Origin of the sequence: Streptomyces sp. NRRL B-24484, assembly GCF_000717715.1 — a bacterium.
GTDB lineage: Bacteria > Actinomycetota > Actinomycetes > Streptomycetales > Streptomycetaceae > Kitasatospora.
On record NZ_JOAI01000020.1, the window covers coordinates 82126 to 95362 of the forward strand.

Consider the following 13237-nt stretch of genomic DNA (forward strand, 5'->3'; position numbering starts at 1 on the left):
GTCCACGACCCAAAGGGCTCACCGCATGCCAGTCGAATCGGTCTTCCCACGCCTGGAGGCACTCCTCCCGCACGTCCAGAAGCCGATCCAGTACGTCGGCGGCGAGCTCAACTCGACCGTCAAGGACTGGGACGCCTGCGACGTGCGCTGGGCCCTCATGTACCCCGACGCCTACGAGGTCGGCCTGCCCAACCAGGGCGTCATGATCCTGTACGAGGTGCTCAACGAGCGCGAGGGCGTGCTCGCCGAGCGCACCTACAGCGTCTGGCCCGACCTGGAGGCGCTGATGCGGGAGCACGGCGTCCCGCAGTTCACCGTCGACGCGCACCGCCCGGTGAAGGACTTCGACCTCTTCGGCCTCTCCTTCTCCACCGAGCTCGGCTACACCAACATGCTGACCGCGCTCGACCTCGCCGGCATCCCGCTGGAGTCCAAGGACCGCGGCCTCGACGACCCGATCGTGCTCGCCGGCGGCCACGCCGCCTTCAACCCCGAGCCGATCGCCGACTTCCTCGACTGCGCCGTCGTCGGCGACGGCGAGCAGGCCGTCCTCGACATGACCGAGATCGTCCGCGCCTGGAAGGCCGAGGGCCGCCCCGGCGGCCGCGACGAGGTGCTGCTGCGGCTCGCGAAGACCGGCGGCGTGTACGTGCCGCGCTTCTACGACGTCGAGTACCTCCCGGACGGCCGGATCGGCCGCGTCGTGCCGAACCGCCCCGGCGTGCCGTGGCGGGTCTCCAAGCACACCGTCATGGACCTCGACGAGTGGCCCTACCCCAAGCAGCCGCTCGTCCCCCTCGCCGAGACCGTCCACGAGCGGATGTCGGTCGAGATCTTCCGCGGCTGCACCCGCGGCTGCCGCTTCTGCCAGGCCGGCATGATCACGCGCCCCGTGCGGGAGCGAAGCATCACCGGCATCGGCGAGATGGTCGACCGCGGCCTCAAGGCCACCGGCTTCGAGGAGGTCGGCCTGCTCTCGCTGTCCAGCGCCGACCACTCCGAGATCGCCGACGTCACCAAGGGCCTCGCCGACCGCTACGCCGAGGACAAGATCGGCCTGTCGCTGCCGTCCACCCGCGTGGACGCCTTCAACATCGACCTGGCCAACGAGCTCTCCCGCAACGGCCGCCGCTCCGGTCTGACCTTCGCCCCCGAGGGCGGCAGCGAGCGGATCCGCAAGGTGATCAACAAGATGGTGTCCGAGGAGGACCTCATCAACACGGTCGCCACCGCGTACGGCAACGGCTGGCGCCAGGTGAAGCTGTACTTCATGTGCGGCCTGCCCACCGAGACCGACGAGGACGTCCTGCAGATCGGCGAGATGGCGAAGAACGTCATCGCCAAGGGCCGCGAGGTCACCGGCGGCAACGACATCCGCTGCACCGTCTCCATCGGCGGCTTCGTGCCCAAGCCGCACACACCCTTCCAGTGGGCCCCGCAGCTCTCCGCCGAGGACACCGACGCCCGCCTCGCCAAGCTGCGCGACTCGATCCGACACGACCGCAAGTTCGGCAAGAACATCGGTTTCCGCTACCACGACGGCAAGCCCGGCATCGTCGAGGGTCTGCTCTCCCGTGGCGACCGCCGGATCGGCGCCGTCATCCGCGCCGTCTACGACGACGGCGGCCGCTTCGACGGCTGGCGCGAGCACTTCTCCTACGACCGCTGGATGGCCTGCGCCGACAAGGGCCTCGCCGGCACCGGCGTCGACGTCGACTGGTACACCACCCGCGAGCGCAGCTACGAGGAGGTCCTGCCCTGGGACCACCTGGACAGCGGCCTCGACAAGGACTGGCTCTGGGAGGACTGGCAGGACGCCCTCGAAGAGGTCGAGGTCGAGGACTGCCGCTGGACCCCGTGCTTCGACTGCGGCGTGTGCCCCCAGATGGACACGCACATCCAGGTCGGCCCCACCGGCAAGAAGCTGCTGCCGCTGAGCGTCGTCAACAAGTAGCGGGCCCGTGTGCCGTCGGCCCCGTCCTCGGACGGGGCCGACGGCCTTTTCGTCGGCGGCGACGGGCCGTCCGTCCGTCGGACGCGGTCGTGTACTTTTCTCTCCTCGTACGGAAACGCGGACAGGAGACGGATGGCCGGGGAGAGACCCGCCGAGGGGTGCCTGGTGGCGTTCGTGCGGGTGCCGACGCGGGTGTTCGCGCTGCTGGTGGTGGTGCCGCTGCGCTTCCTGTGGGAGGTGCTGCTGGCCGCCGTGCTGCGGCCCTGCGGGCGGGCGCTCGGGTGGGTCGTGCTGCAGGTCTGCCGCCTCCTGTACTGGACGCTGGTGTGGCCGCCCGTCCGGCTGTACCGGTACCTGCTCGTGCCGTGCGGGCGCGGGCTGGCGTGGCTGGGCAGGGAGGTGCTGGCACCGGCCGGGAGGGCCGTGCTGGCGGCGCTGCGCCGGTGCGGCCGCGTGCTGGTCGTGCTGCCGCTGCACTGGCTGGGCCGCAACGTCCTGCTGCCGCTGGGCCGCGGGTCGCTGGTGCTCGGCCGCTACCTCGTGGTCGTCCCCCTCGCGGCGCTGTGGCGGTACGTGCTGGCGCCGTGCGGCCGCGGAGCGCGGTGGCTGCTGTCGGTCCTGGCCCGCGGGACGGGACGGGTGCTGCACGTCCTGGTGGCGGTGCCGCTGGAGTGGCTGTGGCGGGTGCTGCTGTACCCGGTGCTCCGCGAGGTGGCGAAGGCCGTCGTCGCGGCCTGGCGGATCGGCGGACGGATCTGGCGCTTCCTGGTGGCGCGGCCCTGCCGGTGGGTCCGCCGCGAGGTGTGGTGGCCCGCGAAGGCGGAGATCGCACGGGTGCTGCAGGAGGTCCGTCGGGCCCTGGTGGGGTGACCCGGTCCGGGCGGCGGGCCCGGGCGCGTACCCTTGTCCTGACAAACAACCGGCCGGTACGGCCGGACGGGACACCGATCTAAGGACTGAGCAGCCCTGGCACGCCGCACGCCCGACGGTCCGCCGCCCGCGCCGACGGTGCAGCGCATCCGTCTCCGCTACACCAAGCGCGGCCGTCTGCGCTTCACCAGCCACCGGGACTTCCAGCGGGCGTTCGAGCGCGCGCTCCGCCGCTCGGCCGTTCCCATGGCGTACTCCGCCGGCTTCACCCCGCACCCCAAGGTCTCCTACGCCAACGCCGCACCGACCGGCGTCGCCAGCGAGGCGGAGTACCTGGAGATCGGCCTCGCCGAGGCCCGGGACCCGGAGGAGCTCCGCGCCCAGCTCGACGGTTCGCTGCCGGCCGGCCTGGACGTCGTGGACGCCGTCGAGGTCCGCACCGCCAACTTCGTCGAGCGCCTGGAGGCCTCCGAGTGGCAGCTGCGCCTGGCCGGCGTCGACCGGGAGGAGGCGGCCCGCGCGGTCGCCGCGTTCCTGGCCGAGGAGGCCGTCGAGGTGCAGCGCACGACCAAGAACGGCGTCCGCGTGTTCGACGCCCGTGGGGCCGTCGCGTCGCTGCAGGTGCTCCCGTCGCAGGTCGGCGATGGTAACAACACTGGCACAGAGCGTGCCGACGATGTTCGTCAGGGCTCACTCTGTGCGATACTGCGGCTGGTAGTACGACACGCCACACCCGCCGTACGACCCGACGACGTTTTGTCCGGTCTCCGTGCGACGGCCGACCTGGCGCCGCCGGTCCCCGCTGAGGTGACCAGGCTGGCGCAGGGGCCGCTCGACGAGGAGACCGGCACGGTGACCGACCCGCTGGCGCTCGATCGCGCCGCGGCCCCGGCAGGCCGATAGCGGCCGCAGGGCCGCGCGCCTCTGCCGACCGCCGAGTGGGCAGGGAGCCAGGGCTCACCACCGGGCCGTGGCTCCCCGGTCCCCGCGGCTTCCCAGGGGAGCGAGCGTCGTCGCACGCAGCCGGGCCCCGCGGCCCGACCTGGACAACGAGAAGACTGGTCAGACCAGAAGACTTTCGGTATCCCGCACCGTGCGGGACGCCGAGCGAGACTACGAGCTCCTGTGCGGCCTCGCGTCCGCACGGCGGCACCGTGGAAGCCGGCACGCCATCACCGTGGCCCGCCGTGAACCAGGTGTCGAGCCGTGCCCGGATGCGGAGCCCGGGGGCCTGACGGGAGATCCACCCGCATGCTCGAGAACACCGAACCGCAGTCCGCTGCGGAACCGGCCGACACCCCTGCCGACGGCGGTGCCGCGGCCCCGCCGCGCCGCCGTCGCCGGGCGGTCTCCCGCCCGGCCGGCGCCCCGGAGGGCGCCGCCGCCGAGACGGCCGAGACCGTGCTGCCCGCCGAGCCGCAGCAGGAGGCGGCCCCGGCCGCCGCTGCTCCGGTCGCCGAGGAGCCCGCCGCCGAGAAGCCGGCCCGGCCGCGCCGCACCCGCAAGCGCGCCGAGGCCCCGGCCGGCGCCCCCGAGGCCACCTCGATCGTGGTGACCGGGCCCGCCGGGACCGCCGAGGAGACCGCGGCCGAGCCCGTGGCCGCTCCGGTCGCCGAGGAGCCCGCCGCCGAGAAGCCGGCCCGGACCCGCCGCACCCGCAAGCGCGCCGAGGCCCCCGCCGGCCCGCCGGCCGCCGACGAGCCCGCCGCCGCGGAGGCTCCGCCCGCCGAGGAGCCCGTGGCCGCCGCCGCGGGGCCGGTGGCCGAGCCCGCCGCCGAGGAGGCCCCGGCCGCGCCCGCCCGCCGCGCCCGCCGCCGCCGCGTGGTCGAGCAGACGCCGGTCGTCGCCGAGGAGCCGGCCGCCGAGGAGCCAGCCGCCGAGGAGCCCGCCGCCGAGGCCGAGCCGGTCGAGGAGGAGCCCGAGGCCGCCGAGGAGGCCGCCGCCGAGGCCGAGACGCCCGCCGCGGAGGCCCCCGCCGCCGAGCCCGAGCCGGAGACCTCGCACCGGGTGCGCCGCCGGGCCGTCCGCCCGTCCACCGCGCTCTTCCAGGCCCCGGTCTTCCAGGAGCCCGCGCCCTACGTCGTGCCGGTCGCGCCCGCCGCCTCCGCCGCCTCCGCCCCCGCCGCACCGGCCGTCGCCGCGGACGAGGGCGCCGGCAGCACGGAAGAGGAGTACGAGTACAGCGGTGTCGGCCGCCGCCGCCGGGTCCGCACGCCCGTCCGGGTGCAGACCCCGGCCCGTGCGCAGGCCCCCGCCCGTGCGCAGGCCCCCGCCCGCGCCGAGGTCGCCCCCGCCGAGACGGAGGAGGCCCCCGAGGCCGCCGGCACCGGCCCCGAGCAGGAGGGCGAGTGGGAGGAGGACGGCCGTCCGTCCCGCCGCCGCCGTCGGGGCGGTCGTCGCCGTCGCCGCGGGGAGACCGAGGAGTCGGAGGCCGCCGTCGAGTCGGCACAGGCCGAGGACGACACCACCGCCGAGGACACCTCCGGCGAGGCCGAGCCGGAGGAGGACGAGGACGAGGACGAGCTCGCCGCCGGGCTGTCCTCCTCGCGTCGCCGTCGTCGCCGCCGTCGCCGCAGCGGCGAGGGCACCGCGGAGCAGGCCGAGACCACCGAGGACGGCGTCCGCACGGTGGTGAAGGTGCGCGAGCCGCGCCGCCGCTCCACCGAGCCGTCCTTCGACCCGGACGAGGTGCAGTCCATCAAGGGCTCCACCCGCCTGGAGGCGAAGAAGCAGCGCCGCCGCGAGGGCCGCGAGCTGGGCCGCCGCCGGGTGCCGATCATCACCGAGGCCGAGTTCCTGGCCCGCCGCGAGTCGGTCGAGCGCGTCATGGTGGTGCGCCAGAACGGCGAGCGCACCCAGATCGGCGTGCTCGAGGACGGCGTGCTGGTCGAGCACTACGTCAACAAGGAGCAGGCCACCAGCTACGTCGGCAACGTCTACCTGGGCAAGGTCCAGAACGTGCTGCCGTCCATGGAGGCCGCCTTCGTCGACATCGGCAAGGGCCGCAACGCGGTGCTCTACGCCGGCGAGGTCAACTTCGGTGCGCTGGGCGGCCACGGCGGCCCGCGCCGGATCGAGTCGGTCCTCAAGTCCGGCCAGTCCGTGCTGGTGCAGGTCTCCAAGGACCCGATCGGCCACAAGGGCGCCCGCCTGACCAGCCAGATCTCGCTGCCCGGCCGCTACCTGGTCTACGTGCCCGAGGGCTCGATGACCGGCATCAGCCGCAAGCTGCCCGAGAACGAGCGGGCCCGCCTGAAGCAGATCCTCAAGAAGATCGTCCCGGACGACGCCGGCGTCATCGTGCGCACCGCCGCCGAGGGCGCCAGCGAGGAGGAGCTGACCCGCGACGTCCAGCGGCTGCAGCAGCAGTGGGAGGACATCCAGAAGAAGGCCGCCACGGGCAACGCCCCGGTGCTGCTGTACGGCGAGCCGGACATGACCGTCCGGGTCGTCCGCGACATCTTCAACGAGGACTTCACCAAGGTCATCGTCAGCGGCGGCGACGCGTGGAACACCATCCACGACTACGTCTCCAACGTGGCCCCCGACCTCGCCGAGCGCCTGCAGCGCTGGACCTCGGACGTGGACGTCTTCGCGACCTACCGGATCGACGAGCAGCTGATGAAGGCGCTGGACCGCAAGGTCTGGCTGCCCAGCGGCGGTTCGCTGGTGATCGACCGGACCGAGGCGATGGTCGTCGTCGACGTCAACACCGGCAAGTTCGTCGGCCAGGGCGGCAACCTCGAGGAGACCGTCACCCGCAACAACATCGAGGCGGCCGAGGAGATCGTCCGCCAGCTGCGGCTGCGCGACCTCGGCGGCATCATCGTGATCGACTTCATCGACATGGTGCTGGAGTCCAACCGCGACCTGGTGCTGCGCCGCCTGCTGGAGTGCCTGGGCCGGGACCGGACCAAGCACCAGGTGGCCGAGGTGACCTCGCTGGGCCTGGTGCAGATGACCCGCAAGCGGGTCGGCCAGGGCCTGCTGGAGTCCTTCTCCGAGGCGTGCGTGCACTGCAACGGCCGCGGCGTCATCGTCCACATGGACCAGCCGCACAGCCACGGGGGTGGCGGCGGTGCCGCCCCGGCGGCCGGCGAGGCGGGCGGCGGCAAGCGCCGTCGGCGCGGCAAGGGCGGCGCCCAGGCCGAGCAGCCGGCCGAGGCCGCGGTCGCGACCGAGGCCCCGGAGGAGGCCCCCGAGGCCGTCGAGCTCCCCGACGCCGTCGACCTCGCCGAGGCCGTCGAGGAGATCGAGGTCGTCGACGTTCGGGCGGCCGAGCCGGCGGAGGCCGCTCCCGCGGCGGCCGTCGAGGCGCCGGCCGAGGCCGAGCCGGTCGCGGCTCCCGCGGGCCGTACCCGCCGCCGCGCGGTGCGCAAGGCGACGGCCCCGGCGGGTTCGCCGGCCGAGGCCGAGATCGTCGTGCTGCAGGCCCGGGCCGAGGCAGCCATGGAGGCCGCGCTGACCGCCGCCGAGCAGCAGGCCGTCGAGCCCGCCGCGGAGCCGGCCGTCGTCGAGGCCGCCGAGGCCGTCGTCGAAGCCGCGGAGGCCGTGGAGGCCGTCGTGGTGGCCGCGGAGGCCGTCGAGGCCGCCGTCGAGGCCGTGGAGGCACCCGTCGAGGAGGAGGCCGAGGAGGCCGCGCCGAAGAAGCGCGCCACCCGCAAGACCGCCGCCAAGAAGACGGTCGCCGCGAAGAAGACCACCGCGGCGAAGAAGACCACCGCCCGCAAGACCGCCACCAAGCGGACGAGCGCGGCGGCCAAGAAGGCCGCGGCCGCCGAAGGTGACGGCGCCGCCGAGTAACGCCCCGCGCCCGGGGCGGCCGACGTGCCGCCCCGGGCCGGTAGGGCCCGGTTTGCCCCCGAGCGGGCCGGTCCGTATTCTTGACCCTCGGCGTCTTACGCCATGCTCCCGAGCACATCACCTCCCGGATCCGTCCCGCGGTTCCGGGGGAGGCCCCTGTGTCCGTACCCAGGGGCTGGCATCGGTGAGTTCCGACCGAGTACAGAAAGCAGGTACCGCATGTACGCGATCGTTCGCGCAGGCGGCCGCCAGCACAAGGTCGCCGTCGGCGACGTGCTGGAGATCGACCGTATCGAGGCCAAGCCGGGTGACTCGGTCGAGCTCTCGACCGTCCTGGTCGTCGACGGTGACGCCGTCACCTCCGACCCGTGGGTGCTCGGTGGCGTCAAGGCGCACGCCGAGGTCGTCGAGGAGACCAAGGGCGACAAGATCGTCATCCTCCGCTACAAGAACAAGACGGGTTACCGCCGTCGTCAGGGTCACCGCCAGAAGTACACCGCGGTGCGCATCACGAGCATCGACTCCGTCAGCAAGTAAGGGGATAGCGAGATGGCACACAAGAAGGGCGCAAGCTCTACCCGCAACGGCCGTGACTCGAACGCCCAGCGCCTCGGCGTCAAGCGCTTCGGCGGCCAGGTCGTCTCGGCCGGCGAGATCCTCGTCCGCCAGCGCGGCACCCACTTCCACCCGGGTGCCGGTGTCGGTCGCGGTGGCGACGACACCCTGTTCGCGCTGACCGCCGGTGCCGTGCAGTTCGGCAACCGCCGCGGCCGCAAGGTCGTCAACATCGTGGCCGTCGAGGCCTGAGTCTGACCCCACGTCAGGACTCGTCGTGAAGGGTGGGCCGGAATGATCCGGTCCACCCTTCATGCTTTACCGCAGGACCCCATTTTTCGTCGTACTGGAGGCACACCCCATGACCACCTTCGTGGACCGCGTCGAGCTGCACGTCGCCGCGGGTAACGGGGGCCACGGCTGCGCCTCCGTGCACCGGGAGAAGTTCAAGCCGCTCGGCGGCCCCGACGGCGGCAACGGCGGCGAGGGCGGCAGCGTCATCCTCACCGTCGACAGCCAGATCACCACCCTGCTCGAGTACCACCACTCGCCCAAGCGCAAGGCCACCAACGGCAAGCCGGGCGCCGGCGGCAACCGCACCGGTGCCGACGGCCAGGACCTCGTCCTCGCGGTGCCGGACGGCACCGTGGTGCTCGACAAGAAGGGCAACGTGCTCGCCGACCTCGTCGGCCACGGCACCAGCTTCGTCGCCGCCGCCGGCGGCCGCGGCGGGCTCGGCAACGCCGCCCTCGCCTCCGCCCGCCGCAAGGCCCCCGGCTTCGCCCTGCTCGGCGAGCCCGGCGAGGCCCGCGACATCGTGATGGAGCTCAAGTCCGTCGCCGACGTCGCCCTGGTGGGGTACCCGAGCGCCGGCAAGTCCTCCCTGATCTCGGTGCTCTCCGCCGCCAAGCCGAAGATCGCGGACTACCCCTTCACCACCCTGATCCCCAACCTCGGCGTGGTCACCGCGGGCTCCACGGTCTACACGATCGCCGACGTCCCCGGCCTGATCCCGGGCGCCAGCCAGGGCAAGGGCCTGGGCCTGGAGTTCCTGCGCCACGTCGAGCGCTGCGAGGTGCTGGTGCACGTCCTCGACTGCGCCACCCTGGAGCCGGGCCGCGACCCGCTCACCGACCTGGAGACCATCGAGGAGGAGCTCGCCCAGTACGGCGGCCTGGAGGAGCGGCCGCGCCTGGTCGCCCTCAACAAGGTGGACGTGCCGGACGGCCAGGACATCGCGGACCTCACCCGCGCCTCGCTGGAGGAGCGCGGCTACCGCGTCTTCGAGGTCTCCGCGCTCGCCCACAAGGGCCTGCGCGAGCTGAGCTTCGCCCTCGCCCAGATCGTCGCCGAGGCGCGCGCCGCCAAGCCGGTCGAGGAGTCCACCCGGATCGTGCTGCGGCCGAAGGCCGTGGACGACGCGGGCTTCACCATCACCGAGGAGGACGGCGCCTACCGCATCCGCGGCGTCAAGCCCGAGCGGTGGGTCCGCCAGACCGACTTCAGCAACGACGAGGCCGTCGGCTACCTCGCCGACCGCCTGGCCCGCCTCGGCGTCGAGCAGGAGCTCTGGAAGGTCGGCGCGCACGAGGGCGACACCGTCGTCATCGGCGCCGAGGACGACGCGGTCGTCTTCGACTGGGAGCCGACCATGGCCTCCGGCGCCGAGATGCTCGGCCGCCGCGGCGAGGACCACCGGTTCGAGACGCAGCGGCCCGCCGTCGACCGCCGCCGCGAGCGCCAGCGCGGCCGGGACGCCGCCGAGGAGGAGTTCCGCGCGTTCGAGGCGCTCTCCTCCGGCCGCCAGGCCATCGAGGGCGACGACGAGGACTACTGAGTCCCGGCGTCCACCAGCTGAAAACCCCGACGGGCCCGCTGCGCGGATCGCGTAGATTGCGACCGAGCAGCGGGCTCGATCCAGCACGACCGGAGGACACTGATGACGGGTCAGACACTGCGGCAGGACGTCCTCGCCGCGCGGCGGATCGTCGTGAAGGTCGGCTCGTCCTCCTTGACCACCGCGGCCGGCGGCCTGGACGCCGACCGGGTCGACGCGCTCGTGGACGCGCTCGCCAAGGTCCGCTCCCGTCCGGACGCCCCCGACGTCGTCCTGGTCTCCTCCGGTGCCATCGCGGCCGGCCTCGCCCCGCTCGGCCTCGCCAAGCGCCCCTCCGACCTGGCCCGCCAGCAGGCCGCCGCCAGCGTCGGCCAGGGCCTGCTGGTCGCCCGCTACACCGCCTCCTTCGCCCGGTACGGGATCCGGGTCGGCCAGGTGCTGCTGACCGCCGAGGACGCCAGTCGCCGGTCGCACTACCGCAACGCCTACCGCACCCTCGACCAGCTGCTCGCGATGGGCGCGATGCCGGTCGTCAACGAGAACGACACCGTCGCCACCGCCGAAATCAGGTTCGGTGACAACGACCGGCTGGCCGCGCTGGTCGCCCACCTCGTCCGCGCCGACCTGCTGGTGCTGCTCTCCGACGTGGACGCCCTGTACGACGGCAACCCGGCCAGGCCCGGCACCACCCGGATCGACACCGTGCGCGGCCCGCACGACCTCGACGGCGTCGAGGTCGGCAGCGTCGGCAAGGCCGGTGTCGGCACCGGCGGCATGGTCACCAAGGTCGAGGCCGCCCGGATCGCCACCGGCGCCGGCATCCCCGTCGTGCTGACCGCCGCCAGCCACGCCGCCGAGGCGCTGGCCGGCCGGCCCGTCGGCACGCTCTTCCTGCGCACCGGCAGCCGCTCCGCCGACCGGCTCCTGTGGCTCGAACACGCCTCCACCCCGCGCGGCGCGCTCCACCTCGACGCCGGTGCCGTCGACGCCGTCGTCCTCGGCGGGAAGTCCCTGCTCCCGGCCGGTGTGACCAAGGTCGACGGCGACTTCACCGCGGGTGATCCCGTCGACCTTCTTGGCGAAAACGGCCACATCGTCGCCCGCGGACTGGTCAACTTTGATGCGAGGGAGCTGCCCCGTCTGCTCGGCCGGTCCACGCGGGAGCTGGCCCAGGAGCTCGGTGCCGCGTACGAGCGCGAGGTCGTCCACCGCGACGACCTGGTCGTCCTGCGCGGCTGACGGGGCCACCGGGGGCCGGCCCAGCGGGCGGCGCCCGGGGCAGGGGACGTCGCCGAACAGGAGGCCGCCGATGGCAAGCAGGCGCCCGGGAACACTGCCCGGGGAGACGTCCGCGCGGCGGCTCACCAGCATCGCGGGGGGCCGCGCCGGCGGCGACCCGCCCGGCGAACCCCCGCAGGCCGTCAGCGAGTTGCACCCGAACGGCGAGCACGACGGCGAGGCGGAGGAGCACGGCAGGCTCTGGCACGTGGTGCTGTCGGTGGCCGGCCGGGCCACCCCGATCACCGAACTCCGGGCCGCCCTGGAGCAGCTGGCCCACGACCACGCCTTCTTCCTCACCGCCCGCTACGCCGCCGACCACGCCGAGATCCGGTACTGGGAGCAGGCCCGCGACCTGCACGACGCCGCCGCCATCGCACTGCGGCTGTGGGGCGAGCACAAGGCGTCCGCGAACTTACCGCCGTGGGAGATCGTCGGCCTGGAGGTCGTCGACCGCACCACCTACCACCAGCGGGTGGCCGAGGGGTTCGGCGACCCGTCGCCGCACCTCGGCGGTGTGCACCCGTACTGACCTGCCGCGCCGCGGCCCGCGTCTCAGCCGACGAAATGCGGGCCGGGGCGGCGGCCCCGAGTCGCTACCCTTCAGGCATGACCAGCGACCACGCCACCACCGACAGCCCCGTCCTCGCCGTCGCGCGCCGAGCCCGTGAGGCGGCCGCCGCGCTCGCCCCGCTCCCGCGCAGCGCCAAGGACGCCGCGCTGCTGGCGATCGCGGACGCGCTGGTCGCCCGGAGCGCCGAGATCACCGCCGCCAACGCCGAGGACGTCGCCCGCGCCCGCGAGGCTGGCACCCCCGAGTCCACCGTCGACCGGCTCCGCCTCGACGACCAGCGGATCGCCGCGATCGCCTCGGACGTCCGCGACGTGGTCGGCCTGCCCGACCCGGTCGGCGAGGTGGTGCGCGGCTACACGCTGCCCAACGGCCTCGACGTCCGGCAGGTCCGGGTGCCGCTCGGCGTGGTCGGCATCATCTACGAGGCCCGCCCCAACGTCACCGTGGACGCCGCCGCGCTCTGCCTGAAGTCCGGCAACGCCGTCCTGCTGCGCGGCTCCGCCTCCGCCTACCGCTCCAACACCGCCCTGGTCGCGGTGCTCCGCGACGCGGTCGCCTCGGTGGGCCTGCCCGCCGACGTGATCCAGCTGGTGCCCGGCGAGAGCCGGGACTCGGTGCAGGAGCTGATGCGCGCCCGCGGCCTGGTCGACGTGCTGATCCCGCGCGGCGGCGCCTCGCTGATCCGCACCGTGGTCGAGGGCTCCACCGTGCCCGTGATCGAGACCGGCACCGGCAACTGCCACGTCTACGTCGACGCCCGGACGGACCTGGCGATGGCCGTCGGCATCCTGCTCAACTCCAAGGCCCAGCGGGTCAGCGTCTGCAACTCCGCCGAGACCCTGCTCGTCCACCAGGACGTCGCCGACGCCTTCCTGCCGCTCGCCCTGGAGGCGCTGGCCGGCGCCGGCGTCACCGTGCACGGCGACGACGCCGTGCTGAAGGCGGCCGAGGGCACCGGCGCGACCGCCGTCCCGGCCACCGACGAGGACTGGGCGGCCGAGTACCTCTCGTACGACATCGCGGCCGCCGTGGTGCCCTCCCTGGACGCCGCGGTCGAGCACATCCGCCGCTGGTCCTCCGGCCACACCGAGGCGATCGTCACCACCTCGCAGGCCGCCGCCCGGCGCTTCACCCAGCTGGTCGACTCCACGACCGTGGCGGTCAACGCGTCGACCCGGTTCACCGACGGGGGTGAGTTCGGCTTCGGCGCGGAGATCGGCATCTCCACCCAGAAGCTGCACGCCCGCGGCCCGATGGGTCTGCCCGAACTGACCTCCACCAAGTACATCGTCACTGGTGACGGCCACGTGCGGGGCGAGGCGCAGCAGACCGTCGGCTCCTGAGCCGACCGGCGCGCGCTCCGGGC

General features: G+C 73.9%; 10 protein-coding genes. All 10 read left to right on the forward strand.

The genetic code is table 11. The features are described from left to right. The first annotated feature begins 25 nt into the window (after positions 1–25). The 10 genes from IE98_RS0119335 (at position 26) to IE98_RS0119380 (ending at position 13214) form a co-directional block, all read left to right on the forward strand. Positions 26–1954 (forward strand): TIGR03960 family B12-binding radical SAM protein, encoded by a 1929-nt coding sequence (locus IE98_RS0119335; RefSeq protein WP_030270526.1) that lies wholly within the window; start codon positions 26–28, stop codon positions 1952–1954. Positions 1955–2086: 132 nt separating this feature from the next. Then, positions 2087–2824: a hypothetical protein gene (locus tag IE98_RS0119340; protein ID WP_052390696.1), complete on the forward strand. Its 738-nt coding sequence runs from the start codon at positions 2087–2089 to the stop codon at positions 2822–2824. A 138-nt stretch (positions 2825–2962) separates the two neighbouring features. Beyond that, entirely contained in the window at positions 2963–3727 is a 765-nt protein-coding gene (locus tag IE98_RS0119345; protein ID WP_030270529.1) for a TIGR03936 family radical SAM-associated protein, read from the forward strand. Positions 3728–4075: 348 nt separating this feature from the next. After that, the gene (locus IE98_RS0119350) at positions 4076–7627 is read left to right on the forward strand and encodes an Rne/Rng family ribonuclease (protein ID WP_030270530.1); all 3552 of its coding nucleotides are present in this window, start codon (positions 4076–4078) and stop codon (positions 7625–7627) included. Between the two features lie 219 nt (positions 7628–7846). Next, positions 7847–8164, forward strand: a complete 318-nt coding sequence (gene rplU / locus IE98_RS0119355) for a 50S ribosomal protein L21 (protein ID WP_030270532.1) — start codon at positions 7847–7849, stop codon at positions 8162–8164. Between the two features lie 12 nt (positions 8165–8176). Further along, positions 8177–8434, forward strand: coding sequence for a 50S ribosomal protein L27 (rpmA, locus tag IE98_RS0119360; RefSeq protein WP_030058248.1), 258 nt, complete (start codon positions 8177–8179; stop codon positions 8432–8434). Positions 8435–8543: 109 nt separating this feature from the next. Further along, a complete protein-coding gene (obgE, locus tag IE98_RS0119365; protein WP_030270534.1) occupies positions 8544–10019 on the forward strand; it encodes a GTPase ObgE in 1476 nt (491 codons plus the stop codon). Between the two features lie 102 nt (positions 10020–10121). Next, entirely contained in the window at positions 10122–11258 is a 1137-nt protein-coding gene (gene proB, locus IE98_RS0119370) for a glutamate 5-kinase (protein ID WP_030270536.1), read from the forward strand. 70 nt (positions 11259–11328) lie between these two features. Further along, positions 11329–11829: a hypothetical protein gene (locus IE98_RS0119375; RefSeq protein ID WP_030270538.1), complete on the forward strand. Its 501-nt coding sequence runs from the start codon at positions 11329–11331 to the stop codon at positions 11827–11829. Between the two features lie 77 nt (positions 11830–11906). Next, complete coding sequence (locus IE98_RS0119380) at positions 11907–13214, forward strand: glutamate-5-semialdehyde dehydrogenase (protein ID WP_030270540.1); 1308 nt, start codon at positions 11907–11909, stop codon at positions 13212–13214. Positions 13215–13237 lie beyond the last annotated feature (23 nt).